The organism is Streptomyces lanatus (assembly GCF_014655715.1).
GTDB classification, from domain to species: Bacteria; Actinomycetota; Actinomycetes; order Streptomycetales; family Streptomycetaceae; genus Streptomyces; species Streptomyces lanatus.
Window position 1 is genome coordinate 34,268 of record NZ_BNBM01000011.1, and the last position, 26,011, is coordinate 60,278.

The 26,011-nt window shown below is 71.5% G+C and carries 21 protein-coding genes; 15 read left to right on the top strand and 6 right to left on the bottom strand.

The window, feature by feature from the left end:
• Positions 1-36 precede the first annotated feature (36 nt).
• The gene (locus tag IE325_RS26840; protein ID WP_190072646.1) at positions 37-687 is read left to right on the top strand and encodes a TetR/AcrR family transcriptional regulator; all 651 of its coding nucleotides are present in this window, start codon (positions 37-39) and stop codon (positions 685-687) included.
• 112 nt (positions 688-799) lie between these two features.
• Here IE325_RS26840 and IE325_RS26845 read toward each other — a convergent pair whose 3' ends face one another.
• From IE325_RS26845 to dhaK, 3 genes are read right to left on the bottom strand one after another with little or no spacing between them, the layout of a single operon-like run.
• On the bottom strand, positions 800-1,219 hold the full coding sequence (locus IE325_RS26845; protein ID WP_190072647.1) for a PTS-dependent dihydroxyacetone kinase phosphotransferase subunit DhaM: 420 nt from the start codon (positions 1,217-1,219) through the stop codon (positions 800-802).
• A complete protein-coding gene (dhaL, locus tag IE325_RS26850) occupies positions 1,212-1,811 on the bottom strand; it encodes a dihydroxyacetone kinase subunit DhaL (protein ID WP_190072648.1) in 600 nt (199 codons plus the stop codon). The genes IE325_RS26845 and dhaL overlap by 8 nt, the downstream gene beginning before the upstream one ends.
• 46 nt (positions 1,812-1,857) lie before the next feature.
• Positions 1,858-2,853 (bottom strand): dihydroxyacetone kinase subunit DhaK, encoded by a 996-nt coding sequence (gene dhaK, locus IE325_RS26855; RefSeq protein ID WP_190072649.1) that lies wholly within the window; start codon positions 2,851-2,853, stop codon positions 1,858-1,860.
• A gap of 275 nt (positions 2,854-3,128) precedes the next feature.
• Between dhaK and IE325_RS26860 the strand changes: the two genes are divergently transcribed.
• The 6 genes from IE325_RS26860 (at position 3,129) to IE325_RS26885 (ending at position 10,692) form a co-directional block, all read left to right on the top strand.
• Positions 3,129-4,328, top strand: coding sequence for a cytochrome P450 (locus IE325_RS26860; protein WP_190072650.1), 1,200 nt, complete (start codon positions 3,129-3,131; stop codon positions 4,326-4,328).
• Positions 4,325-4,546 carry a ferredoxin gene (locus IE325_RS26865; RefSeq protein WP_190072651.1) on the top strand — a complete coding sequence of 74 codons (222 nt, stop codon included), beginning with the start codon at positions 4,325-4,327 and terminating at the stop codon, positions 4,544-4,546. Before IE325_RS26860 ends, IE325_RS26865 begins: the two co-directional genes overlap by 4 nt.
• Positions 4,547-4,592: 46 nt before the next feature.
• Entirely contained in the window at positions 4,593-6,092 is a 1,500-nt protein-coding gene (locus IE325_RS26870) for a HEAT repeat domain-containing protein (RefSeq protein ID WP_190072652.1), read from the top strand.
• A gap of 445 nt (positions 6,093-6,537) precedes the next feature.
• Positions 6,538-7,293: an HAD family hydrolase gene (locus IE325_RS26875; RefSeq protein ID WP_190072859.1), complete on the top strand. Its 756-nt coding sequence runs from the start codon at positions 6,538-6,540 to the stop codon at positions 7,291-7,293.
• Entirely contained in the window at positions 7,290-9,689 is a 2,400-nt protein-coding gene (locus IE325_RS26880) for a glycoside hydrolase family 65 protein (protein WP_229912059.1), read from the top strand. Before IE325_RS26875 ends, IE325_RS26880 begins: the two co-directional genes overlap by 4 nt.
• Before the next feature lie 121 nt (positions 9,690-9,810).
• Positions 9,811-10,692 carry a universal stress protein gene (locus IE325_RS26885; RefSeq protein ID WP_190072653.1) on the top strand — a complete coding sequence of 294 codons (882 nt, stop codon included), beginning with the start codon at positions 9,811-9,813 and terminating at the stop codon, positions 10,690-10,692.
• A gap of 3 nt (positions 10,693-10,695) precedes the next feature.
• Here IE325_RS26885 and ppk2 read toward each other — a convergent pair whose 3' ends face one another.
• Positions 10,696-11,499, bottom strand: a complete 804-nt coding sequence (gene ppk2 / locus IE325_RS26890) for a polyphosphate kinase 2 (protein WP_190072654.1) — start codon at positions 11,497-11,499, stop codon at positions 10,696-10,698.
• Between the two features lie 117 nt (positions 11,500-11,616).
• On the opposite strand from ppk2, the gene IE325_RS26895 reads away from it, so the two are divergent.
• The 6 genes from IE325_RS26895 (at position 11,617) to IE325_RS26920 (ending at position 18,441) form a co-directional block, all read left to right on the top strand.
• Positions 11,617-11,970: a hypothetical protein gene (locus IE325_RS26895; RefSeq protein ID WP_190072655.1), complete on the top strand. Its 354-nt coding sequence runs from the start codon at positions 11,617-11,619 to the stop codon at positions 11,968-11,970.
• 56 nt (positions 11,971-12,026) lie between these two features.
• The gene (locus IE325_RS26900; RefSeq protein ID WP_229912060.1) at positions 12,027-12,401 is read left to right on the top strand and encodes a four-helix bundle copper-binding protein; all 375 of its coding nucleotides are present in this window, start codon (positions 12,027-12,029) and stop codon (positions 12,399-12,401) included.
• 72 nt (positions 12,402-12,473) lie between these two features.
• Positions 12,474-13,652, top strand: a complete 1,179-nt coding sequence (locus tag IE325_RS26905; RefSeq protein WP_190072657.1) for an acyl-CoA dehydrogenase family protein — start codon at positions 12,474-12,476, stop codon at positions 13,650-13,652.
• Positions 13,653-13,661: 9 nt separating this feature from the next.
• Positions 13,662-14,504: an oxygenase MpaB family protein gene (locus IE325_RS26910; RefSeq protein ID WP_190072658.1), complete on the top strand. Its 843-nt coding sequence runs from the start codon at positions 13,662-13,664 to the stop codon at positions 14,502-14,504.
• 62 nt (positions 14,505-14,566) lie between these two features.
• On the top strand, positions 14,567-16,807 hold the full coding sequence (locus IE325_RS26915; protein ID WP_190072659.1) for a serine/threonine-protein kinase: 2,241 nt from the start codon (positions 14,567-14,569) through the stop codon (positions 16,805-16,807).
• Between the two features lie 56 nt (positions 16,808-16,863).
• The gene (locus tag IE325_RS26920; protein WP_190072660.1) at positions 16,864-18,441 is read left to right on the top strand and encodes a phytoene desaturase family protein; all 1,578 of its coding nucleotides are present in this window, start codon (positions 16,864-16,866) and stop codon (positions 18,439-18,441) included.
• Between the two features lie 4 nt (positions 18,442-18,445).
• Here the strand turns inward: IE325_RS26920 and IE325_RS26925 are convergent, their stop codons facing one another.
• Positions 18,446-20,209 carry a serine hydrolase domain-containing protein gene (locus tag IE325_RS26925; protein WP_190072661.1) on the bottom strand — a complete coding sequence of 588 codons (1,764 nt, stop codon included), beginning with the start codon at positions 20,207-20,209 and terminating at the stop codon, positions 18,446-18,448.
• Between the two features lie 130 nt (positions 20,210-20,339).
• Here IE325_RS26925 and IE325_RS26930 point away from each other — a divergent pair, with 130 nt between their 5' ends.
• Positions 20,340-21,449 carry an NAD(P)H-dependent flavin oxidoreductase gene (locus tag IE325_RS26930; RefSeq protein ID WP_190072662.1) on the top strand — a complete coding sequence of 370 codons (1,110 nt, stop codon included), beginning with the start codon at positions 20,340-20,342 and terminating at the stop codon, positions 21,447-21,449.
• On the top strand, positions 21,446-23,023 hold the full coding sequence (locus tag IE325_RS26935; RefSeq protein ID WP_190072663.1) for an acyl-CoA synthetase: 1,578 nt from the start codon (positions 21,446-21,448) through the stop codon (positions 23,021-23,023). The genes IE325_RS26930 and IE325_RS26935 overlap by 4 nt, the downstream gene beginning before the upstream one ends.
• 24 nt (positions 23,024-23,047) lie before the next feature.
• On the opposite strand, the gene IE325_RS26940 is transcribed toward IE325_RS26935, so the two are convergent.
• Positions 23,048-25,957: an ATP-binding protein gene (locus IE325_RS26940; protein ID WP_190072664.1), complete on the bottom strand. Its 2,910-nt coding sequence runs from the start codon at positions 25,955-25,957 to the stop codon at positions 23,048-23,050.
• Between the last annotated feature and the right edge of the window lie 54 nt (positions 25,958-26,011).

A 26,011-nucleotide genomic window follows, 5' to 3' on the forward strand; every position in this document is an offset into this window, starting at 1 on the left:
TTCCGGGAGAGTGATCACCACCGACCGGAGGGGCACATGACCGCAGCCCGTGGACGTACGAGCCGCCCTACGGGCCGACCGCCCCTGACCGAGGAACGCAAGGCCGAGATCCGGCTGGGGATCGCGCGGGCCGCGGTGGACCTGTTCGTCACGCAGGGCGTGGCGGCGACGACGGGCGAGCAGATCGGAGAGGCGGTCGGCGTCTCCGCGCGGACCGTCTGGCGCTACTTCCCGAGCAAGGAGAGCTGTGTACGGCCGCTGTTCTCGGCGGGAATCGATCTGATCGCCGACTTTCTGCGACGTTGGCGCCCCGAGCAGCCCCTTGAGGAGCTCTTCGACCAGGAGCTCGCGAACGACGAACTCGCTCTCGCCGGGCCAGACCGCGCGACCGTCGGCGCACTGGTACGGCTGACCCGCACCGAGCCCGGCCTGCGCGCGATCTGGCTCCAGACCTATGACGAGGCCGAACCGGCGTTCGCCCGCGTCCTCGCCGAACGCGCCGGCCTGCCCGCCGACGACCTGCGCCCGACGATCCAGGCGGCGACCTTCAACGCGGCCCTGCGCGCGGCGGTCGAGCACTATGCGTGGCACACCGCCGACACCAGCCCCGACCGGGCGACGGCACAGGCGGAACTGACGGCGACACTGCGTGTGGCGTTGGGAGTGGTGGCGGAGGGGGTTGTGTAGGGGCGGGCTGGGGAGGGGTGGGGCCCCCACGTGTGTGGGGGCCCTATGTGCGGAGGCGCTATATGCGGGCCGAGGAGCCATGGCGAGGGCGACGACGCCTACCCCGGCACCCTCACACCTTCCGGTACGTATACGCCTCCGAGGCCGCCGCCTCCACCGCCGCCAGATCGGCGCCCGCCGCCGCGGTGACCACCGCGGCCACCGCGCCCTCGACGAACGGCGCGTCCACCAGGCGTGTGTTGTCCGGGAGTTCATCGCCCTCGGCGAGCAGCGCCTTGACCGTGAGGACCGCGCTGCCCAGGTCGGTGAGCACCGCGACCCCGGCCCCGCGGTCCACGGACGCGGCCGCCGCCGCGATCAGTTCGGCGCTGGTGCCGAGCTCGCCGCCCTCGGTGCCGCCCGCCGGGGCCACCGGCACCGCCGTGGCGCCGCCCGCGAGCCCTCGGGCCAGCTCGGCCACCGACGCCGCCACCTGAGCGCTGTGCGAGACCAGCACGATGCCGACGAGTCGCTCGCCCTTGTCGTCACTCACCGGCAGCCTCCGTGAGGGCCGCGATCAGCAGTGCCGAGGACGTGGCGCCGGGATCCTGGTGCCCGATGCTGCGTTCCCCGAGATAGCTCGCCCGCCCCTTGCGGGCCTGCAACGGCGTCGTCGCCAGGGCGCCCTCCTCGGCGGCGGCCCGCGCTGCCGTAAACCCGTCACTGAGCGCGTCCACGGCCGGCACCAGCGAGTCGATCATGGTCTTGTCACCCGGCGCCGCGCCGCCGAGGGTCATCACCGCGTCCACCCCCGCCCGCAGCGCCTGGGCGAACTCGGCCTCGCTCACCTCACCGGCATCCCCGAGCGCCTTACCGGTACGGCGCAGCAACGTCCCGTACAGCGGCCCGGACGCCCCGCCGACCGTCGAAATCAGATGCCTGCCCGCGAGTGTCAGGACCGCGCCGGGCGTCTGCGGGTCCTCCTTCTCCAGTTCCGCGGTGACGGCGTGGAAGCCGCGTTGGAGGTTGCTGCCGTGGTCGGCGTCCCCGATGGGGGAGTCGAGAGCGGTGAGCCGCTCCGCCTCACGGTCGACGGAGGCGGCGGTGGCCGTCATCCAACGGCGGAAGAATGCGGCGTCGAGCACTGGATCTCCTTGCGTGTCAGGTCAGTTGGGTCGATGCGACTCCGGATCACATTCCCCACCGCAGCCCGGGCGTCTTCACCGGCGCGTCCCACAACCGCAGCAGCTCCTCATCGACCTGGCACAGGGTGACGGAGGCGCCGGCCATGTCGAGTGAGGTGACGTAGTTGCCGACCAGGGTGCGGGCCACGGCGACACCACGCTCGGAGAGCACCCGCTGGACCTCGGCGTTGAAGCCGTACAGCTCCAACAGCGGTGTTCCGCCCATGCTGTTGACCAGGACGAGGACGGGGTTGCGCGGCGTCATGTCGTCCAGGATGGCGCCCACCGAGAAGTCGGCGATCTCGCCCGAAGTCATCATCGCCCGCCGCTCGCGGCCGGGCTCGCCGTGGATGCCGATGCCCAACTCCAGCTCGCCGGGCGGCAGATCGAAGGTGGGGCTGCCCTTGGCGGGCGTGGTGCAGGCGCTGAGGGCCACGCCGAAGCTGCGGGAGTTCTCGTTGACCTGCCGCCCGATCGCCTCCACCTGCCCCAGCGGCTGCCCCTCGTCCGCCGCGGCGCCCGCGATCTTCTCCACGAACAGGGTCGCGCCCGTGCCGCGCCGTCCGGCCGTGTAGAGGCTGTCGGTCACCGCCACGTCGTCGTTGACCAGCACCTTCGCGACCTGGATGCCCTCGTCCTCGGCGAGCTCGGCGGCCATGTCGAAGTTCAGCACGTCACCCGTGTAGTTCTTCACGATGAACAGCACCCCGGCCCCGCTGTCCACGGCGGCGGCTGCGGCCCGCGCCATCTGGTCGGGCACCGGCGATGTGAACACCTCACCGGGACAGGCCGCCGACAGCATCCCCGGACCCACGAACCCGCCGTGCAACGGCTCGTGCCCCGACCCGCCACCGGAGATCAGGGCGACCTTCCCTTCCACGGGGGCGTCACGCCGGACGATCACCCGATGGTCCACATCGACGACCAGCTCGGGGTGCGCGGCGGCCATTCCGCGCAGCGCGTCCGCGACCACGGTCTCCGCGACGTTGATCAGCATCTTCATGGGTGCCTCCTGGTGGGGCCGGCGGATGGGCTCATGAGCAGTATCGACCTTGTGGCGGCGAAGGTCACGTGCGTGAGCTGCGTCCCCGACGCATCGCCGGTATTGCCTTCACCATCGCTCATTGCAACGCTCCGTTGCATTTGATCCAGGCGTCATTGCACCGATTTACCGTTGTCCACCTGGGAGAACGTCCTTCATTCGATTGACCAAATCATGAACGCAACGTAGCTTTCATCTCGATTCAAACACGTACTATCGCGAGATGAGGAATGGTCATGACCGAGTCCCTCCACACCGTCGCGACGCTGCCGACGACGCGTCAGCCCGGCTGTCCCTTCGACCCGCCGAAAGAGCTGATCGAGGCCCGTCGGCACGGCCCCATCAGTCGCTTCACCCACCCCGGCGGCAAACCCGGCTGGCTGATCACCGGATATGACCTGGTGAGGTCGGTCCTGGCCGACCCGCGGTTCAGCTCGCGCAAGGACCTGCTGAACGTGGTCGACTTCGAGCTTCCCCCTGCCCCGCCCGGCGAGTTCCTGCTCATGGACGAGCCGCAGCACGGGCGCTACCGGAAGCCGCTGGTGGGCAAGTTCACTGTGCGCCGGATGCGCCTGCTCACCGAACGGGTCGAGCAGATCACCGCCGCTTGCCTGGACGCCATGGAGAAGGCCGGACCGCCGACGGACCTGGTCGGCTCGTTCGCCAGGCCCATTCCCGCGATCATCATCTGTGAGCTGCTCGGAGTGCCGTACGACGACCGGGACTCCTTCCAGGAACAGATCGAGAAGTTCATGAACGGGGAGACGAGCGACGAGGACCTGATAGAGGCCTACACCGCGACCCAGGACTATGTCGCACAGCTGGTGGCCGCCAAGCGCGCGCACCCCACCGACGATGTGCTCAGTGAACTCGTCGACAGCGATCTGAGCGACGAGGAACTCCAGGGGATCGGCCTCATCCTGCTGGCGGCCGGACTCGACACCACGGCGAACATGCTGTCCCTCGGCACCTTCGCGCTGCTGCGGAACCCGGCACAACTGGCCGCGCTGCGCGCCGATCCCGCGCTCGCCGACCGAGCCGTGGAGGAGCTGCTGCGGTATCTGAGCGTCGCCAAGTCGTTCATGAGGACGGCGCTGGAGGACGTCGAGCTGGGCGGCCAGATCATCGAGGCCGGCACGACGGTCGTCCTGTCGTACCACACCGCCAACCGCGACCCCGAGCGTTTCGCCGACCCGCATACGCTCGACATCACGAGGCAGGGCGTCGGGCACCTGGCCTTCGGCCACGGCATCCACCAGTGCCTGGGCCAGCAACTGGCCCGCGTCGAACTGCGGGCCGCGCTGCCCGCGCTGATCGAGCGCTTCCCCACACTGCGACTGGCCGTACCCGCCGAGGAGGTCGACCTGCGCCCGGAGACCGCGGACATCTACGGGGTCAAGAGCCTCCCCGTCACCTGGGACAAGGCGGGGTCGTGACGACGACACACCTGCGGGTCGACCGTGAGCGCTGCATCGGCGCCGGGATGTGCGCGCTGACCGCCCCCGAGGTCTTCGACCAGGACCCCGAGGACGGTCGTGTGCTCCTGCTGCACGCCGAGCCACCCACCGCCCAGCGCGCGGCCGCGAGGATGGCCGCCGGCGTCTGCCCCTCCGGGGCGATCACCCTTAATGAGCCGGCATCGAGCGACTCCTGACGTACAACCTCCCGTCGACTCACTGGTCTGACTCACCGGGGTGTTCATGGGATCGCAACAACAGATCGCCTTCTTCCTGCGGGAGTTGGCGGAAGGCGACACCTGGCGGCGCGCGGCCGCGGCGAAGGGGCTGGGCCGGATCGGGCGGGACGAGCACGCGTGGGTGCTCGCCGGAGCGGTGGACGATCCGGCCCCCGAGGTGCGTGAGGCCGCGGCCTCGGGGCTGGGGCGGCTCGGCGTGCCCGAGGCGGGGCACGCGGTCCTGACCGCCCTCATGGGCGACGAGGATCCATGGGTACGGCGCCGGGCCTCGCGCGCCGCGATCCGGCTCGGGCTCGACAGCCCCGAGGTCGTGGACGCCTTCTCGCGTCTGCTGGGCGACCCCGACTACCACCTGCGCATCAACGCCCTGGACGGCCTACGGGCCCTGGGCGTGCCGGGCGACCGGCGAGGGCTCATGGCACTGCTGGGCGACCCGGACTGGGCCGTGTGGGGACGTGCCCGCAGCCTGGTGTACGACTTCCGGGACGACCCCGCCGTCGGCGCGGAACTCGTCCGTACGGCGGAGCGGGGCACACCGGAAGCTCGTGTGCAGGCAATCGAACTGCTCCCGAATCTCTGGACGGAACCCATCCTTGATGCGCTCGTGGCCGGGCTGCGGGCGGAGTCCGCCCAGGTGCGGATCACAGCGGCCGCCCGGCTGATCGACGTGGAGGACGCGCGGGGTCAGGAAGCCCTGGCACACGCCCTGGAGGCCGAGCAGGACGCCGAGGTCGCGGAGTCGTTGCTGTGGCGGCTCGGCCGGCGGGGCGACGAGCGGGTGACCGGTCCGGCAACGCGCTGGCTGGGCGACGCCTACGCCGGTGCGGCGGCCGCGGCCGCGCTGGGAGCCGCGGGGACACGGGGCGCCGCCCAGGCGCTGCGTACGGCCGTCACCGACGGTTCGCTTCCCGGTAGTACGCGCGCGGCCGCCGCGAAGGCCATGGGGGAGGCGGGGCGTTGGGACGCCGTATGGCTGCTGCTCCAGCTGCTGGACGACCCCGACGGTGATGTGCGCGCGGGCGCGGTGGAGGGACTGGACGCGCGGGTGACCGACGGGCTGTGGCTCTGGGAACGCCGTTCCGTGGCCCGGGCGTTGGTGGCCCATCTCGCCGCCGATCCGAACACGGTCTGGCTGACGCACGACGCGCTCATCGGCCTGGAGGAAGCCCTGCCCGGGCTGCGGCGGATCGTGGACCGTACGCCTTCCGCCGAAGTGCGGGCCGCCGCGCTCTCGCTTCTCGACACGCACAGCGCCACCGACGAACACACCCCTCAGGACCTGCCGCGCTTCGTCCGCGCCCTGGACGACCCGGACGAAACGGTGCGCCACCATGCCGCGGAGGGCCTGGCCCACTGGCTGGTGACCACCGGCACCCGGCCGGGGGACGAACTACGACTGCGCGCCCGGCTCACCGCCCTCGCCTCGGACGCCTCGAAGGCGGACACCCGCGCGGTGGCCGAGGAGGCGCTCCGGGCGCTGGACGGGTGTGCTCCCGCCTCATGACCGTGATGAATGAGCTGATGCTTGCGCGAAACGCGTAGACCAGGCATCCATACGCCTGGGTCATCCATCCGCCTGCGCCCGGTCGGCGCTCGGTCGGCACACAGGGCGGGAAGGGCCCCATCCACTTCTCGCGGATCCTGATTGCGCGGTGCGCGGCTGTGAGCCGCTTCTCCGCGTCTTCCCGGGTCCTTCCCGTCACCTCCAGCACACCACGAGCGTGGCGACAGCGCCAGGGCCGGTCGGCCCCTCAAAAGCTCACGTAGGTGACAAGGCGGGCCCTGCGGGTACCCATGAGCGGATCCCGCCGGTCGCGGGACGAGGCCCGAACGGAGGTGAGGAGGCCCGTGCGGTTCATGTACCGGAGTCCCGGCCAGGACGGATGTCCCCTGGATGCCGTAAGCACACGACCCGGCCCCGCGCATCACCCGACCTGGCGGCTGTGACCATGCCACAGCCCGAGGACTCCCTCGCCCCGGCCCTGCGCGATGTGCGCGCCGTCGTCTTCGACACCGACGGAGTGATCACCGACTCTGCCAGGGTGCACGCCGCCGCCTGGAAGGTGGCCTTCGACGATTTCCTGCGTGCCCACCCACCCGAGGACCCGGATCAGCGGCGCCCCTTCGACGTGCGGGACGACTATCTGCGCCACGTGGACGGCAAGTCCCGCCTCGACGGAGCGGCGGCCTTCCTCGCGGCACGCGGCATCGAGTCGTCGCCCGAGACGGTGCGTGCCGTGGCCGCGGACAAGGAGCGGCTCTTCACGGAGCGGCTTCGCGAGCAGGGCGTCGACGCCTACCCGGGCACGGTACGGCTGGTCGAGGTACTGCGTGCCGCGGGAGTGCCCCGCGCGGCGGCCTCCGCGTCCCGGCACGCGGGCGAGCTGCTCAGCAGGGCCGGAGTGCTCGAACTGTTCGACGCCCTGGTGGACGGCGGTGAGGCGGCCCGGCTGGGGCTCGCGGGCAAGCCGGCGCCCGACCTGTTCCTGGAGGCCGTGCGCCGACTCGGTGTGCCTGCGGACCGGGCCGCGGTCGTCGAGGACGCCCTCGCGGGCGTGGAGGCGGGCCGGCGCGGTGGATTCGCCCTCGTCGTCGGCGTGGACCGGGCCGCCGGTGCGGACACCGGGGAGCGGCTGCTGCGACACGGCGCCGACATCGTCGTACGAGATCTCGGAGAACTCTGCAGGGGAGGAGGGCCGCAGTGACGGACGACCTGAGCCCGGAGGCCGAGGCCGCGGGCTGGAGCTGGGAGTACGAGGGCTACACGCCCGCCGACGAGCGGCTCAGGGAGTCGTTGTGCACCCTGGGCAACGGCTACTTCGCGACCCGGGGCGCGCTCCCCGAGTGCGCGGCCGACGAGATCCACTATCCGGGGACCTATGTGGCCGGCATCTACAACCGGCTCACCTCCAATGTCGCGGGCCGCAGTGTGGAGAACGAGGACATCGTCAACGTCCCCAACTGGCTGCCCCTGCGCTTCCGCCTCCCCGAGGGGCACTGGATCGACCCCGACACCACGACCGTGCTCGAACACCGGCAGCTGCTGCACCTGGCCGACGGGCTGATGGAGCGTCGCACGCGCTACGACCTGGGCGATGACCGTGTGTTGGCGGTACGCCAGCTGCGGATGGTGCATATGGCCGACCCACATATGGCCGCGCTACGCACCGAGTTCACCTCCGAGGGTTTCGAGGGACCGCTGGAGGTGGAGGCGGCCCTGGACGGTGGTGTCACCAACTCCGGTGTGGCGCGCTACCGGGACCTGGACGGCCGTCATCTCACCCACATCCACACCGGTACCTCCGCCCCGGACACGGTCTGGCTGCGCTGCCGCACCCGCACCTCCGACATCCGGATCGGCCTCGCGGCCCGGCTCACCACCGAGGCGCCCTCGACGGTCCGCCATGAACTGCCGTACGTCATCCAGCGGTTGCGGCTCGACCTGGCCCCCGGCCGCACCGCCACCGTCGACAAGACCGTCGCCCTGCACACCTCCCGCGACCCGGCGATCAGCGACCCCCTGCACGCCGCCGTCGACCGGGTCGGCCGGTCCCCGGACTTCGACGCGCTCGCCGCGTCGCACCGCGCGGCCTGGGGCCAGCTCTGGCGCCGTGCCGAACTCGACGTCCCCGGAGAGTCGGGCCGGATCCTGCGCCTGCACCTCTTCCACGTACTGCAGACCCTCTCCCCGCACACCGCCGACCTCGACGTCGGCGTGCCCGCCAGGGGACTGCACGGCGAGGCCTACCGCGGCCATGTCTTCTGGGACGAACTGTTCGTCCTGCCCTACCTCAACCTGCACTTCCCGGAGGTCTCCCGCGCCCTGATCCGCTACCGCCACCGCCGCCTCGAACAGGCCCGCACCACCGCCGCGGCGGCCGGCCGACGGGGCGCGATGTACCCCTGGCAGAGCGGCAGCGACGGCCGCGAGGAGACCCAGCAGCTCCACCTCAATCCACGCTCGGGACGCTGGCTGCCCGACCACTCCCACCTCCAGCACCACGTCGGTTCGGCCATCGCCTACAACGTGTGGCAGTACTGCGAGGCGAGCGGCGACATGGAGTTCCGGCACACCAAGGGCGCCGAGACGCTGTTGCAGATCGCCCGCTTCTGGGCCGACAAGGCCGTCCACGACGACAGCCTGGGCCGGCACCGCATCAAGGGCGTCGTCGGCCCCGACGAGTACCACGAGGCGTACCCGGACGCCGCCGAGCCGGGCCTGGACGACAACGCCTACACCAACGTCACCGCGGCCTGGGTGCTGGCGCGCACACTGGAGCTCCTTGACACCCTGCCCGAGCCCCGCCGACGCGAACTCGTCGAACGCACCGGTCTGGACAGCGGCGAGCTCGAGCTGTGGGAGGACGTCTCGCACACGCTGCACGTGCCCTTCCACGACGACGTCATCAGCCAGTTCGCGGGCTACGGCGACCTCGCCGAGCTCGACTGGCACGGCTACCGCGAGCGGTACGGCGACATCCGGCGCCTCGACCGGATCCTGGAGGCGGAGGGCGACACCGTCAACCGCTACAAGGCCTCCAAGCAGGCCGATGTCCTGATGCTCGGCTACCTGTTCGCCCCGGCCGAACTCGGCGGACTGTTCCGCCGGTTGGGCCACCGCCTCGACGAGGACATGTGGCGGCGCACCGTCGAGTACTACATGCACCGCACCAGCCACGGCTCCACCCTCAGCGGCCTGGTCCACGGCTGGGTGCTGGCCCGCTGCCGACGCAGCGAGGCGTGGACGTTCGTCCAGGAGGCGCTCCAGGGCGACATCGCCGACGTCCAGGGCGGCACCACCGGCGAGGGCATCCACCTGGGCGCCATGGCCGGCACCCTCGACCTCGTCCAGCGCGGACTGACCGGCCTGGAGACCCGGGGCGGCGCGCTCTGGCTCGACCCGGTGCCCCTGCCCGAACTGTCCACGTACGGGTTCGCCCTGCGCTACCAGGAGAACTGGGGCGTACGGCTGCGCCTGGAGCGGGGACTGCTGGAGATCGAGGTCCCCTCCTCCGACGCCTCACCGATCGACGTACGGCTCCCCGAGCACGAGGTGACCCTCCAGCCGGGGGAGAAGGGGCGGCTGGTCCTGCCGGACTGACCTGGTTCGGGCCGGTCCGGTGCGGAACGGGGCCGGTGGAGGGAGGCTGGGAGGACAAGGGGCACCGCGGTGGAGCCCAGCAGCAGCGCGCTCGCGGATCCTGCCCGGAAAGGGGAACGCGATGACGGGCCCGGTGGTCGTAGGGGTGGACGGTTCGCCGTCGAGCATGGCGGCCGTGGAGGTCGCCGCGCGCGAGGCGGGGCTGCGGGGCGTGGGGCTCCGGCTGGTGCACGCGTTCGGCTGGCCGGCCGCGCACATACCGCCCGGCGGGCGGCCGTGGGAGACGAGCAGCGCCGGGGTGCGCCAGCTCCTCGACGGCACCCTCACCGAGGCCGAGCGGCGCGCCCACGACACCGCCCCGGGTGTCGAGGTGACGCGCGAGGTCGTCGTCGGTGAACCGGTGACGGTGCTGGAGATCGAGTCGCGCACCGCGTCCATGGCCGTGGTCGGCAGCCGGGGCCTGAGCCGGTTCGGCGCCATGCTGCTGGGCTCCACCGCGGGCCACCTCGCCGCCCACGCCGCCTGCCCGGTGCTGGTGGTGCGGGGCAGGCCCAACCCGGCCGGCCCCGTCCTCCTCGCCGTGGACGGCTCGCCCGCGGCGCGCGGTGCCGTCGAGTTCGCCTTCGCCCACGCCTCCCTGCACGGAGTGCGCCTCCAGGCACTGCACGCCTGGAGCACCCGCAGCGAACGGGCCTACGAGGCTCCCGCCGACCCGCCCTTCGTGACGTACGACGAGGGGCGGCTGCGCGACGAGGAGGAGCGGGTGATGGCCGAGGCGCTGGGCGGGCTGCGCGACCGGTATCCCGACGTCACCGTGGACCGCGTGCTGGTGCGCGGCAGGGTCCGGCACTCCCTCATCGAGGCCAGCGCCGACGCCGGGCTCGTGGTGGTCGGGGCGCGCGGTCGGGGCGGCTTCGCGGGGCTGCTCCTGGGCTCGGTCAGCCAGGCGGTGCTGCATCACGCCGAGTGCCCGGTCGCCGTGGTGCGGACCGGGGAGAGCTGAGGCTCACAGGCTCGCCGCGTGGTCCGGGACGTAGTTCTGCAGCTCGCGCGGCGGCCGCCGGTAGCCGGTCGAATCCGGCCGTTCCGGCAGCTCGAGGACCGGCGGCTCCGTGTCCTGGTAGGACACGGAGCCGAGCAGATGGGCGATCATGTTCAGCCGGGCCCGGCGCTTGTCGTCGCTCTCGACCACGTACCAGGGCGCCTCGGTGATGTCGGTGTGCACCATCATCTCGTCCTTCGCCCGGGAGTAGTCCTCCCAGTGGGTGATCGACTCCAGGTCCATCGGGGACAGCTTCCAGCGGCGCAGCGGGTCCTCCAGACGGCGACGGAAACGGTCCTGCTGTTCCTCGTCGCTCACCGAGAACCAGTACTTGCGCAGCAGGATCCCGTCCTCCACCAGCATCCGCTCGAAGAGGGGGCACTGCCGCAGGAAGCGCTGGTACTCCTCCTTGGTGCAGAAGCCCATGACATGCTCGACGCCGGCCCGGTTGTACCAGCTGCGGTCGAACAGCACGATCTCCCCGGCGGCCGGCAGATGCTCGACGTACCGCTGGAAGTACCACTGGGTGCGCTGGCGCTCGGTCGGTTTGGGCAGGGCCGCGATCCGGGCCACGCGCGGGTTGAGGTGCTCCGTGACCCGCTTGATGGTGCCGCCCTTGCCCGCCGCGTCCCGTCCCTCGAAGACCACGACCAGCCGGGCGCTCGACGCACGCACCCACTCCTGAAGCCGCACCAGTTCCGTCTGGAGGCGCAGCAGTTCCTTCTCGTACGCCTTGCGCGGCAGCTTCGCCGCCTTGTCGCCGGCCATGCCGCCTCCCGCAACCGCACCCGAACACCGGAACACCAGAACTGCACCGTAGCGACGGGCGACGAGCGGCGCACCCCGGACATCGACCCACGACCCGGAAATGGGCAGGATGGGCCCATGGACGGTGCCGACCCACATATCCACGTCGAACAGAGTGTGACCCGCGACGACGCTCGTGTGCGCAACCTGCTGGCCGGCACGTTCGGCCTGGTCGGGGACCTGCCCGGGACGGTCACCACCGGCTGCGGGCTCAGCGTGCCGTACGCGATGACCTCGGGACGGCCGGAGAGCGTCACCTGCCTGACCTGCCGCGAGCACGGCCGCACCCAGCACCTCGGCCTCGCCGAGCAGATCGAGCGGCTCGGATCCATGCCGGGCACCGTCATCACCGGCGCTCAGATGAGCCAGGTGGCGGAGCACCATCGGGATCTCGCGCGGAGGTTCGCCGGCGAGTGTGGTCCCACCACGTAGCCGCAATGTCCGGCAGTACGGGGTTTGACACCGTCGGCTCCGGCTACCCGCACCTTGTGACAGCGACGACTTCCCAGCAGCAGCTCGTCCAGTTCCTGGAGGACCGCTTCGCCTGCGCCCAGGCCTGTACCGACTGCGCCCGCGCCTGCGCCCTGCGCGCGAGCCTGGTGGATCCGGACGGGGCGATGGAACAGGAGATCCTTCGGCGCAGGGGCATCATGTGCGCGGAGGTCTGCGACGCGACCTGCCAGGTGCTGTCCGAGCAGAACCTCCTCGACGAGGCCGCGATCCGCGCCCAGCTGGAGTGGTGCCGGTCGGTGTGCATGGAGTGCGCGCACACCTTCGACGGCCATTCCGGTGGTGAGAAGGCCGCCGAGGCGTGCTGGCGGTGCGCCCGGGCGTGCACCGACTTCATCGGGACCCTCGCCTGACCGTTCCCAATTTCTGGAACACGTTCTACGGTGTGCGCCGTCAGGACCGCCCTTGGGGAGCCTGGAGGCGCCGTGCATCTCGAATACACGCCCGAGCAACAGCGACTGCGCAGCGAACTGCGCGACTACTTCGCCGAACTGGTGCCGGACCTCGCCCAGACCCGTTTCACCGACCCGGCAGCCCAGAAACGCCACTACCGCAAGACCATCCGACGGCTCGGCACCGACGGCTGGCTCGGCGTGGGCTGGCCCAAGGAGTACGGCGGACGCGGCCTGACCGCGATGGAACAGTTCCTCTTCTTCGACGAGGCCGCCCAGGCGGGCGTACCGCTGCCCCTGATGGCGCTCAACACCGTCGGCCCGACGATCATGCAGTACGGCACGGACGAGCAGAAGGCGTACTTCCTGCCGAGGATCCTCTCCGGCGAGATCGACTTCGCGATCGGCTACAGCGAGCCCGAAGCGGGCACCGACCTCGCGTCCCTCAAGACGCGCGCGGTACGCGACGGCGACGAATACGTCGTCAACGGCCAGAAGATCTGGACCACCAACGGCGACACCGCCGACTGGGTCTGGCTGGCCACCCGCACCGACCCCGACGCCCCGCCCCACAAGGGCATCACCATGCTCCTCGTCCCCACGACCGACCCTGGTTACTCCTGCACCCTCATCAACACCCTCGCCTCCCATGACACCACCGCCAGCTACTACGAGAACATCCGCGTCCCCGTCTCCCGCCGAGTCGGCGCCGAGAATCAGGGCTGGCGGCTGATCACCAACCAGCTCAACCACGAGCGCGTCACCCTCGCCGCCCACGGCACCATGGCCATCCGCGCCCTGCACGACGTCCAGCGCTGGGCCATGGAGACCAAGCTCGCCGACGGCCGCCGGGTGATCGACCTGCCCTGGGTACGCCGCCGCCTCGCCCAGACCCACACCAAGCTCGACGCCCTCAAGCTCCTCAACTGGCAGATGGTCGGCGCCGTCCAGGACGGCACCCTCACCCCGCAGGACGCCTCAGCCGTCAAGGTCTACGGCTCCGAGGCGCGCCGGGACGCCTACGCCTGGCTGATGGAGATCGTCGCCGCACCGGGGGCGCTCAAGGAGGGCTCGGCGGGCGCCGTGCTACACGGTGAGCTGGAGCGCGGCTACCGCTCGGCCGTCATCTTCACCTTCGGCGGCGGCAACAACGAGATCCAGCGGGAGATCATCTCGTGGATCGGTCTGGGGATGCCGCGGGTACGGCGTTAGCCTGCGGGCATGGGAGATCCCGGGCTGTTCACCCCGAACTCGGTGACCTGGCAGATGCACGGCGACCCCATGATGTGGGTCGCCGGAATCCGCGCGCTCTACCTCCAGGCACTGCACCCGCGCGCGGTGCGCGGCGTCATGCAGAACTCCGACTTCCGCAAGGACGCCTGGGGCCGGCTGCTGCGCACCGCCAACTTCGTCGGCACCATCACCTACGGCACCACCGAGGCCGCCGAGAAGGCCGGGGCCCGGGTCCGCAAGATCCACAGCATGCTGGGCGCCACCGACCCGGACACGGGGGAGCGATACGGAGTGGACGAACCCGAGCTGCTGCTGTGGGTGCACTGCGCCGAGATCGACTCCTACCTCCATGTCGCACGCCGCTCCGGCCTCCGTCTCACCGACGAGCTCGCCGACCGCTACATAGCCGAACAGCGGGTCAGCGCCCGCCTGGTGGGCCTCGACCCCGACGCCGTACCGGCGAACCAGGCCGAGATGGCGGCGTACTTCGAGAAGGTCCGCCCCGAGCTGGCCTGCGGACCCGGGGCACGCGCCGTGGACGACTTCCTGCTCCGTCCGCCGACGCATCCCCTTCTCGTCCCGGCGCGTGAGGTGCTGTGGCGGCGCGTGGCGCACCTGGCGTACGCCGCTCTGCCGCCGTACGCCCACGAGCTGTACGGCAGACCGGCCCCGAAACCCGCCACCGTCACCCGTCAATTGCGTGTCACGGGCACCCTGCTGCGCGGTGTTCCCGCACGTCTGCGCTGGCAACTCCCGCCCAAACACATCCTGCGCGCCATGGCACGACTCGGCCCCGGCTCGCGCCCGGCACCGTACAAACTCGGACGATAGCTCGCCATACTGGACGAGCCGGGGGAGGGCGGGCGGACCATCACGGGGGGCGAGCGCGGGAGATGGGGGACAGCAGGCTGATCCAGGGCCGGTACCGGCTGCTCGAACTGATCGGGCGCGGCGGTATGGGCGAGGTGTGGCGTGCGCGCGACGAGTCACTGGGCCGGCATGTCGCCGTCAAGTGCCTCAAACCGCTGGGGCCCCACCACGACCACTCCTTCACCCGTGTCCTGCGGGAACGGTTTCGCCGCGAGGCCCGGGTGGCCGCCGCCCTCCAGCACCGCGGAGTGACCGTCGTCCATGACTTCGGCGAGTCCGACGGCATCCTCTTCCTGGTCATGGAGCTGCTCCAGGGCCGCAACCTCAGCCAGCTCCTGGAGGACAACAAACACCACCCGCTGCCCGTCCCGGACGTCGTCGAGATCGCCGACCAGGTCGCCGCCGCCCTCGCCTACACCCACCAGCAGGGCATCGTGCACCGCGACCTGAAGCCGGCGAACATCATGCGGCTCCCCGACGGCACCGTGAAGATCTGCGACTTCGGCATAGCGCGCCTCGCCCACGACATCGGCTTCACCTCCCGGCTGACCGGCACCGGCATCGCCATGGGCACACCGCACTACATGTCACCGGAACAGATCGGCGGCGAGGAGGTGGACCAGCGCAGCGACCTCTACTCGCTGGGCTGCGTGCTGTACGAGATCGCCACCGGGGTACCGCCGTTCGATCTCGACGACCCCTGGGCGATCCTCGTCGGCCACCGCGACACCCCGCCCCGCCCGCCACGCAGCCACCGCGCCGAACTGCCCGCCTACTTCGAGCAGGTCATCCTCGACCTGCTGGCCAAACGCCCCGAGGAACGCCCGCACGACGGACGCGAGTTGGGCCGCCGGATCGGGGCGGGCCGTACGACACCGGAGTACGTGCCCACCGTCGTCACCCCGCAGCCGGCCCTGACACCCGCCGAACCCGTGGCCCGCCAGCCCCGCATGCCGTCCTGGACCCGTGGCATGACCACCGGCCACAAGGCCACCGGCGCCGGACTGCGCACCACACCCCCGGACGCCGGAGCCGGCCTGACCGGCGAGTGGATCCCGCGGTCCGCCACCGGACGCCGCGACGAGAGAGCCGTATCCGAGGAGCCGCCCGCGCCGTCCGCGGCGACGCTCACCGCGCTCGCCGCCCGCCACAACGCCGGGCTCAGCCTCGGCCGGCTCGGCCGCTGGACGGAGGCGGGCGAGGTGCACCGGGCCGTCGCCGCCGAGCGCGAGCACCTGCTCGGCCCGGACCACCCCGACACCCTCGCCAGCCGCTACGAGCTCGCCTTCACGCTCAGCCGCACCGGCCGCGCCGCCGACGCCCTGCGCGAGTACAAGCACGTCGCCCGCGCCCGCAGCCTCGCCCTCGGCCCCGACCACCCCGACACACTCGCCGCCCGCCAGGAAATGGCGTACGTACTGGGCCAGTTGGGCCGCCACTTCGACGCGCACCAGGTCTACACATCGGTGCTCGTGGCTCGCGAGCGCGCCATGGGCGCCGACCACCCCGACACCCTCCGCTGCCGCCACAACCTCGCCTTCAACCTCAGCAGGCTGGGCCGCCTGGAGGACTCGTACCGTATGGCCGACGAGGTAGCGGTGGCCCGCGCCCGCATCCTCGGCCCGCACCATCCCGACACGCTGGTCACGCGCTACGAAGTCGCCTACGCGCTCGGCCAGTTGGGCCGCTGGGCGGAAGCCCTGCAGACCTACGGCGAGGTCGCCGAGGCCCGTGCCCAGGCCCTCGGCCCCGATCACCCGGACACGCTCGCCGCCCGCTACGAGGTCGGCATCAGCCTCGGCCGCCTGGGCCGCAGCGCGGAGGCGCTCCGGCTCTACCGCGACCTCGTCGACGACCGGACCCGTGTCCACGGCACCGCCCACCCCGAGACCCTGCGCGCCCGCCACGGCCTCGGCGTCAACCTCGGCCGCCTCGGCCGCTGGGAGGAGGCCCTCGCCGAGTCCCGCGACGTGTGCGCGATCCGTGAGCGAGTACTGGGCGCCGACCACCCGGACACCCTGGTCAGCCGCCGCGAGGTCGCCGTGAGCCTCGGCTGGCTGGGCCGCTGGCCCGACGCGCTCACCGAGTACCGCACGGTGGCCGCCGCCCGCGAACGCGTCCTCGGCGCCGACCACCCCGACACCCTCGCCAGCCGCAACGACGAGGCCCACTGCCTCCAGCAGCTGGGGCGGGAGGCGGAGGCGGTCGAGCTGTACCGGAGGGTGGCGGTGCTGCGGCAGCAGCGGGCGACGGGCGGCCCCTGACTCCGGACGCGCGCGCATCTCTGGCCCACCTAGATCATCACGTGTTACGAAGAACCATGCCTGCACACGAGGGAACCCCGGGACACCGTACGTACGACGCCGTCATCGTCGGCGGAGGGCACAACGGCCTGGTCGCCGCCGCCTACCTGGCCCGGGCCGGGCGGTCCGTGCTGGTGCTTGAGCGGCTGGACCACACGGGCGGTGCCGCCGTCTCCACCCGGCCGTTCGCCGGGATCGACGCACGGCTGTCCCGTTACTCCTACCTGGTCAGCCTGCTGCCGAAGAAGATCGTCCGGGACCTCGGCCTGGATTTCCGGATCCGCACCCGCGATGTGTCCTCCTACACGCCCGTGGAACGCGACGGGCACTCAACCGGACTACTGGTGGGCGGCGGCGAACGGCGTACCCGGGAGGCCTTCGAACGACTGACCGGCGGCGAGCGCGAGTACGCGGCCTGGCAGCGCTTCTACGGCATGACAGGCGAGGTCGCCCGCCGAGTCTTCCCGACGCTCACCGAACCCCTGCCCAGCCGCGAGGAACTGCGCCGCCGGGTGGACGACGAGGACGCCTGGCGCATCCTCTTCGAGGAGCCGATCGGCGTCGCGATCGAGGACCGCTTCACCGACGACCTGGTGCGGGGCGTGGTCCTCACGGACGCCCTGATCGGCACCTTCGCCGACGCCCATGACACCTCGCTCAAGCAGAACCGTTGCTTCCTGTACCACGTGATCGGCGGTGGCACCGGCGACTGGGACGTCCCCGTCGGCGGCATGGGCGCCCTCACCGACGCCCTCGCCACGGCCGCGCGCGACGCGGGGGCCGTGATCGTCACCGGGCACGAGGCGGTACGGATCGACACCGACGGCCGTACGGCGGAGGTCAGCTTCCGTACGGCGGACGGCGAGGGCGTCGCCGCCGCCCGGCACGTCCTGGTGAACGCCTCCCCGCAGGACCTGGCCGCCCTCACCGGCGACACGCCCCCGGCCCCGGCCGAGGGCGCCCAGCTCAAGGTGAACATGCTGCTCAAGCGCCTGCCCCGATTGCGCGACAGCTCCGTCGACCCGCGCGAGGCGTTCTCCGGCACCTTCCACATCGCCGAGGGCTATGACCAGCTGGCCGCCGCCCACGCCCAGGCCGCCGCCGGCGAACTCCCCGCCGCGCCCCCGTCCGAGATCTACTGCCACTCGCTGACCGACCCGACCATCCTCGCCCCCGACCTGGTCGAACAGGGCTACCAGACCCTCACCCTCTTCGGCCTGCACACCCCGGCGAGGCTCTTCGCGCACGACAACGACGCCGTACGCGAGGAACTCCTGAAGTCGACCCTCGCCCAGCTCGACGCCCACCTCGCCGAGCCGATCGCCGACTGCCTGGCGACCGACGCCGACGGCCGGCCTTGCATCGAGGCGAAGACCCCGCTCGACCTGGAGCGCGACCTGCGCCTGCCCGGTGGCAACATCTTCCACCGCGACCTCGCCTGGCCGTACGCCCAGGAAGGCACGGGCCGTTGGGGCGTGGAGACCCCGCACGCGAACGTGCTGCTGTGCGGGGCCGGCGCGGTGCGCGGAGGAGGGGTGAGCGGGGTGCCCGGACACAACGCGGCGATGGCGGTGCTGGAGGCGGAACAGAGCTGAGCCGTCAGTCCGCCGACGCCGTCCAGCCACTCGCGCTGATCCGCGCCGCGTCCGCCGGCCGGGCCTCGTCGAAGAGGACGGTGTCCGCTCTCTCCACGCGCAGCCCGTCGACGTACCCGCCCCGGCCCACGTACAGCCGGTCGGTGCTGTACCTCCAGCGGAGCGTCAGCTGCCGATGCTCGGGCAGCCGTGCCGTGAGCCGGTGCCAAACGCGGCCGGACCAGCCGGTGACCGTGCCGGTCGGGTGGGCCTGCGGCGGCTCGCCGTGGCGGCTCGTCGTGAACGGCAGCGGTTGCCAGGTGGTGCCGTCGGTCGTCGCCTCCAGGGTGAGCCCGTCCGCTTGGGGTTCGGTGTCCCACCAAAGTGCGCAGCACAGCCGCGCGTCGCCACCGAACGTGTCGAGCGCGGGGAGCGCGAGGGTCGCGGTCGTGGCGGTCGCCATGCCCGAGAACCATGCCGTACGACCGTGTCGTGGGCGTACGGGCACGGCGCGCGCCATGTTGTTGGCGGCGGCGACCCGGGGCGCCGAGCCGGTCCGCCAACTGCGCACCGGGTGGACCGAGTTGCCCAGCACGATCAGGAACGAGTCGGTCGTGGGGTCGAGGACGAGCGAGGTGCCGGTGAAGCCGGTGTGTCCGGCGGTGCGCGGGGTCGCCATCGCGCCCATGTACCAGTGCTGGTAGAGCTCGAAACCGAGGCCGTGCTCGTCGCCGGGGAAGTTGGTGTTGAAGTCGGTGAACATCAGGTCGACCGACTCCGGCTCGAGGATGCGGGAGCGGCCGTAGGCACCGCCGTTGAGCAGCGTCCTGCCGAGGACCGCGAGGTCCCACGCGTTCGAGAACACGCCCGCGTGGCCCGCGACCCCGCCGAGGCTGAAGGCGTTCTCGTCGTGCACATCGCCCCAGACGAGACCCCGGTCAAGGCCTGACCAGGGTTTGCGGGCGTCCTCGGTGGCGGCGATCCTCGGCTTCCAGGCGGCGGGCGGGTTGTAGCGGGTGCGGCGCATGCCGAGCGGGCCGGTGATGTCCTCGTGGAGGAGCGTGTCCAGGCTGCGGCCGGTGATCTCCTCCAGGACCAGCTGGAGGGAGATCAGGTTCAGGTCCGAGTAGAGGTACGCGGTCCCCGGCGGGTTCAGCGGCGCCTCGTTCCAGATGAGCTGGAGCTTTTCCTCGTACGTCGGCGCTGCGTACAGCGGGATCCAGGGGCGGAACCCCGAGGTGTGGGTGAGGAGCTGACGGATCGTGATGTCCTGCTTGCCCGCGCGACCGAAGTCGGGGAGGTACGAGGCGACCTTCGCCTCCAGCCCCAGGTTGCCCCGCTCGATCTGCTGTACGGCGAGGATCGAGGTGAACAGCTTGGAGACCGAGGCCAGATCGAAGACGGTGTCCTGAGACATGGGCAGCTGCTGGTCGGCCGGGAACTCGACGCCGGTGTCGGTCTTCTCGTCGTACGCCGCATAGCGCACCGCCATGCCGATCGGCTCGTGCAGCGCCACGGTGCCGCCACGGCCGGCGAGCAGCACGGCGCCCGCGTACCAGGGGTACTTGGGGGAGGGGCCCAGGAACGCCTCAGCGTCGGTGACGAGTTGGCGGAGGTGAGAGGGGAGGAGGCCTGCACGTTCGGGGGAGCCGTGGCGCAAGGTGGTACGGCGGGCGTTCTCGGTGGCGGCCGCCGGTCCTGCGGGTAAGGGGGCGATGGCCAGGGCGCCGCCCAGGGCCAGGGTTCCCAGCTGACGGCGGGTAAGTCTCGGGATCACCTCATCGGTCATCGTGAAACCTTGCTGTCGGGGGGTGGCCGTGTCAATGAGGCGTGCGTGCCCCGTCCCAGGGGCGGCAGAAAACTGACGGAGCATCAGAAAGCCCCTTCCCTCCTCCGGAGGACTCCGGCATCCTGCGCCCATGCAGACGGAGCTGAGCAACAAACTGGGAATCGAGCACGCCCTTTTCGGCTTCACGCCGTTCCCCGCCGTCGCCGCGGCCATCAGCCGGGCCGGCGGTTTCGGAGTGCTCGGCGCGGTCCGCTACACCGCCCCCGACGACCTCAAACGCGACCTCGACTGGATCGAGGCACATGTCGACGGGCGGCCCTACGGCCTGGACGTCGTCATGCCGGCGAAGAAGGTGGAGGGCGTCACCGAGGCCGACGTGGAGGCGATGATCCCTGAGGGGCACCGGCAGTTCGTCCAGGACACTCTCGCCAAGTACGGCGTGCCCGAACTCGCCGAGGGGGAGGCCTCCGGCTGGCGTATCACCGGCTGGATGGAGCAGGTCGCCCGCACCCAGCTCGACGTCGCCTTCGACTACCCCATCAAGCTGCTCGCCAACGCCCTCGGCTCACCGCCCGCTGACGTCGTGGAGCGCGCCCATGACCGCGGTGTCCTCGTCGCCGCGCTCGCGGGCAGCGCCCGGCATGCCCGCAAGCACAAGGAGGCGGGCATCGACATCGTCGTCGCCCAGGGATACGAGGCCGGCGGCCACACCGGTGAGATCGCCTCCATGGTGCTCACCCCCGAAGTGGTGGAAGCGGTCGACCCGCTGCCCGTGCTCGCGGCCGGGGGCATCGGCAGCGGCCAACAGGTGGCTGCCGCGCTCAGTCTCGGCGCCCAGGGTGTGTGGTTGGGCTCCATATGGCTGACCACCACAGAAGCCGATATGCACTCACCCGGCCTGACGGCGAAGCTGCTCGCCGCCGGCTCCGGCGACACCGTCCGCTCCCGGGCCCTGACCGGGAAGCCCGCACGCCAGCTGCGCACCGAGTGGACCGACGCCTGGGACGACCCGAACGGACCCGGCACCCTCCCCATGCCCCTCCAGGGACTCCTCGTGGCCGACGCCGTCTCCCGGATCCAGAAGTACGAGGTCGCACCGCTGCTCGGCACACCCGTCGGCCAGATCGTCGGCCGTATGAACAGCGAACGCACCGTCCAGGCCGTCGTCGACGACCTCACCCGGGGCTTCGAGCAGGCCGTCGACCGCATCAACCGCATCGCCGGAAGGAGCGGCCAGTGACCAGCACCTCCGCCGCACACGCCGTCAGCACCCCGCCCGTGGGCTTCTGGGCCCAGGCCACCGCCGACCCCGACCGCACGGTCCTCGTCGCGCCCGACGGAGAGGCCTGGACCGCAGGACGCCTGCACGAGGCCACCAACCGCCTAGTGCACGGCCTGCGCACGGCGGGCCTGCGGCGCGGCGACGCCTTCGCGGTCGTCCTCCCCAACGGCGTCGAGTTCTTCACGGCCTACCTGGCCGCGTCCCAGGCCGGCTTCTACCTGGTCCCCGTCAACCATCACTTCGTAGGCCCCGAGATCGCCTGGATCGTCGCCGACTCCGGCGCCAAGGTGCTCATCGCCCATGAGCGCTACGCCGAGCCCGCCCGCCAGGCCGCCGAGGAAGCGGGCCTTCCGGCCGACCACCGGTACGCGGTCGGCGAGGTCGAGGGCTTCCGGCCGTACGCCGAACTCCTCGAAGGACAACCGGAGTCGGCGCCCGACGACCGCACCCTCGGCTGGGTCATGAACTACACCTCCGGCACCACAGGGCGCCCCCGCGGCATCCGCCGCCCGCTGTCCGGCAAACTCCCCGAAGAGGCCTACCTGGGCGGCTTCCTCGGCATCTTCGGCATCAAACCGTTCGACGACAATGTGCACCTCGTCTGCTCACCGCTGTACCACACAGCAGTGCTCCAGTTCGCGGGCGCATCCCTCCACATAGGGCACCGCCTGGTGCTGATGGACAAGTGGACGCCCGAAGAGATGCTCCGTGTCATCGACACACACAAGTGCACCCACACCCATATGGTCCCGACCCAGTTCCACCGTCTGCTCGCCCTCCCGGAGGGGATACGGGCCAGCTACGACGTCTCCTCCATGCGGCACGCCATCCATGGCGCCGCCCCCTGCCCGGACCATGTGAAGCGGGCCATGCTCGACTGGTGGGGCCCCTGTGTGGAGGAGTACTACGCCGCGAGCGAGGGCGGTGGTGCCTTCGCGACCGCCGAGGACTGGCTGAAGAAGCCCGGCACGGTGGGCAAGGCCTGGCCGATCAGCGAACTCGCCGTCTTCGACGACGACGGCAACCGGCTCCCGCCGGGTGAACTCGGCACCGTCTACCTCAAGATGAACACCGGCGGCTTCGCCTACCACAAGGACGAGGCGAAGACGAAGAAGAACCGCATCGGGGACTTCTTCACGGTCGGCGACCTCGGCTATCTCGACGAGGACGGCTATCTCTTCCTCCGCGACCGCAAGATCGACATGATCATCTCCGGTGGGGTCAACATCTACCCGGCCGAGATCGAGTCCGTCCTGCTCGCCCACCCGGCCGTCGCCGACGCCGCCGCATTCGGCATCCCCCATGACGACTGGGGCGAGGAGGTCAAGGCCGTCGTCGAGCCGGCCCCCGGACATGAACCCGGCCCCGACCTCGCCGCCGCCGTACTCGACCACTGCGCGGGACAGCTCGCCGGCTACAAGCGGCCCAAGAGCGTCGACTTCATCACCGAGATGCCGCGCGATCCCAACGGCAAGCTGTACAAGCGGCGGCTGCGCGATCCGTACTGGGAGGGGCGCACCCGGCCGGTGTGATCGTGGGCGCGGGGCGTCAGCGGGTCATGTCCGAGGGCACGGGAAGGTCTCCAGAGCCTGGGCGAGGCCCGCCGCGTCGGTGCCGATCTTGCGATAGACGCAGGACAGCAGCTGCCGCACACCCTGCTCGGTGAGACGCAGCTCCTTCGCGATCACCGCCTCCGGCTGGCCCTGAACGGTCAGTTCGGCCGTCTGGCGTTCCCGAGTGGTGAGGGTGTCCGTCTGTGCGTAGCGCAGCGGCAGCGGTCGCAGCCCGGCCGCCGAGAGTTCCTGCCTGGCCCGGACGGCCAGGCCCTCGGCACCACAGTGAACCGCGCTCTCCAGCCCCTGGTAGAGCCGGTGGGCGGCCTCCTGCACCCGTCCGTTGCGCGACAGCGCGGCGCCGTGCCCCACGAGCGCACGCGCCAATTCGTACGACGCGGGGGAGCGCTCCAGGTACTCGACGGCCTCGGCGTGCAGATCGAGCGCGGCCGGACCGCCGGTCACCTCGGCCTCGACGGAGAGCGCCTGCCCGATCGCGGAGGCCGCACCGAAGTCCCGCGCCCGCTTGACGGCGTCCTGAGCGTGCCGGACCGCCTTCTCGGGGGCGGTGCGGGCGAGAGCGGAGGCCAGGTCCAGCTGCCACGGACACCACGCCGGGTTGCGCCAGTTCCGTGACTCCAGCCAGTCCCCGACGGCGGACAACAGCCGTGCCGCCTCCGCGTACCGCTCCTCGGCCAGGAGCAGTTCGGCGTACACCGTGCGGGGATCGGGGAAGATCACGGCGTTCGGGACCACATCGCCGTAGTGATGGGCGTCGGCGAGCTCACGCGCGTCCTCGGTCCGCCCGCGGGCCAGCAGGATCTGGATGAGGATGCCGATGGCGAACCACTGGGCGGGTACCGCGCCTTCGACGCGCTCGGCGGTGTGCAGCCCGGCCCGTACGAACTCCTCCGCCTCGGAGAGACAGCCGCGACGGTAGCGGATGTAGCCGGAGAGGGTCTGCCCCTGCGCCAGATGGGAGCCGCTCCAGCCCTTGTGCTCGCATTCGGCCATGCCCTTGGTGAACAGGTCCTCGGCCCGCCATGGCTGGTCGCAGTACATGAAGAGCAGGGCGACCGCGACGGGCACCTCGAAGCCGCGGTTCTCATCGGTCCAGCTCATCCCGCCGCGCAGCGCCTCCTCGGCATGCCGGAGGGCGGTCTGCCGCGGTTCGCCGCGCACCAGGGCGTCCCACGCCCGCAGGCCCAGGATGTAGCGCTCCTCCAGGCCGCGGCCGGTCAGCTTGTCGGCAAGGCGCGCCAGTCGGCGCGAGCGGGCGGACGAGTCGGGTTCGTCCGCGCGGAACGCGCTCCACACGAAGTGATCGGCCTGCATACGCAGTTTGATACGCGGATTCGGGGCCCGCCGCGCCTCGTCGGCGGCCACGGCCGCGGCCTCGGTCAGCCGGTCGGTGTTGGCCAGCGCCTGGGCCAGCCGGTAGACGATGGAGGCGCGGAGCTCGGGGTCGATTCCGGGCTCCGCCAGCGCCTCCTGGAGGTGGCTGACCGTCGCCGTGGGCTCGATCAGGAAGGTCGAGCAGGCGAGTTCGTGCAGGAGAGCTGCGCGGTCCTCCGCGGGCGGCGGTTCCCGCAGCGCCCGGGTCAGCACGCGACGCGCGGCCTCCGGGGCACCGGCGCGGAGATACTCACGCGCGGCGGCACGCAGGACCAGGACCGCTTCGGGCCGGCCGTCGCAGGGCACCTCCAGCAGGTGCCGGGCGGCGGCCGTGGGGCCGAACCCCGCCGCCTGGGCGGCGTCGGCGGCCGCGTTGTGCATGCCGACCCGCAGACCGGAGGGGATGTCGTGGTAGATCGTCGTGGCGATCGACGGGTGGACGAACGCCAGGCTGCGGCCGGGTCCTTCGCCGTCCGCGAGGATGCGGGAGGCGCGCAGTTTCCGGGTCGCCTCGGCGGCGTCCTCGTTGCCGACCACCGCGATGCCGGCGGCGAGTTCGGGGGAGAAGGACCCACCCAGTACGGCGGCGGCCCACGCGAAGCGGACGGTGCTCGTGCCGAGCCGGTGAAGGCGCTCGATCAGTCCCGGGCCCTTGACCGCCGCGGCCAGGTCGCCGATCACGGGCAGCTCGTCCTGGGTGCCCTTCACCCGGCGTTCGCGGAGCCTGATGGCCAGTTCGACGGCCTCGAAGGGGCTGCCGCCGGTGGCCGTCCAGCACTCGCCGCAGAACACGTCCTCGGCTTCCTCACCCACTTCGTTCCTGACGATCCGCGCCACACCGTCCCTGCCCAGCGGAGACAGCGCGTGAGGGCGCTCCTCGTGGCGTTCGACGAGGGTGCGGAAGGAGGTCGCGTCGGGCGGGAGGTCGTCGGGTCGGTAGGCGGCGACCATCAGGAGCGGGAGGTCCGCGACGCGGGGCGCGAAGGAGGCGAGCCAGTCGAGGGATTCGGCGTCGGCCCAGTGCAGGTCGTCCAGGAGCAGAACGACGGGCGCGTTCATCACCGTGAGGCGCGTCATCACCCAGTCCAGGCCGTCGCGCACGCCCGTCGGGTCCGGCATCTGCGTGCTGTCCGTCGCCTCCAGGCCGAGCGCGGCTCCGACGATGCCGTACCAACTGCCCAGGAATTCCCGGCGTTCCGTCTCGCCCATCGTGGCCAGGGTGGGCTGCAGGACCTGGCGGACGACGCGGAACGCCAGGCCCTGCTCCTTCTCGCCGCCCGTGCCCGAGATCACCGTGAGCCCGAGTGCGGCGGCGCGGGCGCGCGTCGCCGCGATGAGTGTGGTCTTGCCCAGACCGGCCGCGCCGGTGAAGGCGAGCAATCCGCCGCGCGGCGCCCGGGACACGCCGTCGACGGCGTCACGGAGGCCGGACAACGCGGAGTCGATCGCCTTCAGTTCCCGGTCGCGTTCGAGTAGAGGCCGGTGTTCGGTGGTTGGTTGCCGCAGCCCATGGGCCATGTGGTCCACCGCTTCCTGTCGTTGCTCCCCGCGGGACGGGGGCGAGCGTACGCC

Bases quoted from the DNA above. Each gene is read 5' to 3' on its own strand.
- IE325_RS26840 (WP_190072646.1), top strand. From the start codon at position 37: ATGACCGCAGCCCGTGGACGTACGAGCCGCCCTACGGGCCGACCGCCC.
- dhaK (WP_190072649.1), bottom strand. From the start codon at position 2,853: ATGAAGATGCTGATCAACGTCGCGGAGACCGTGGTCGCGGACGCGCTG.
- IE325_RS26860 (WP_190072650.1), top strand. From the start codon at position 3,129: ATGACCGAGTCCCTCCACACCGTCGCGACGCTGCCGACGACGCGTCAG.
- IE325_RS26870 (WP_190072652.1), top strand. From the start codon at position 4,593: ATGGGATCGCAACAACAGATCGCCTTCTTCCTGCGGGAGTTGGCGGAA.
- IE325_RS26875 (WP_190072859.1), top strand. From the start codon at position 6,538: ATGCCACAGCCCGAGGACTCCCTCGCCCCGGCCCTGCGCGATGTGCGC.
- IE325_RS26885 (WP_190072653.1), top strand. From the start codon at position 9,811: ATGACGGGCCCGGTGGTCGTAGGGGTGGACGGTTCGCCGTCGAGCATG.
- ppk2 (WP_190072654.1), bottom strand. From the start codon at position 11,499: ATGGCCGGCGACAAGGCGGCGAAGCTGCCGCGCAAGGCGTACGAGAAG.
- IE325_RS26895 (WP_190072655.1), top strand. From the start codon at position 11,617: ATGGACGGTGCCGACCCACATATCCACGTCGAACAGAGTGTGACCCGC.
- IE325_RS26910 (WP_190072658.1), top strand. From the start codon at position 13,662: ATGGGAGATCCCGGGCTGTTCACCCCGAACTCGGTGACCTGGCAGATG.
- IE325_RS26915 (WP_190072659.1), top strand. From the start codon at position 14,567: ATGGGGGACAGCAGGCTGATCCAGGGCCGGTACCGGCTGCTCGAACTG.
- IE325_RS26920 (WP_190072660.1), top strand. From the start codon at position 16,864: ATGCCTGCACACGAGGGAACCCCGGGACACCGTACGTACGACGCCGTC.
- IE325_RS26925 (WP_190072661.1), bottom strand. From the start codon at position 20,209: ATGACCGATGAGGTGATCCCGAGACTTACCCGCCGTCAGCTGGGAACC.
- IE325_RS26930 (WP_190072662.1), top strand. From the start codon at position 20,340: ATGCAGACGGAGCTGAGCAACAAACTGGGAATCGAGCACGCCCTTTTC.
- IE325_RS26940 (WP_190072664.1), bottom strand. From the start codon at position 25,957: ATGGCCCATGGGCTGCGGCAACCAACCACCGAACACCGGCCTCTACTC.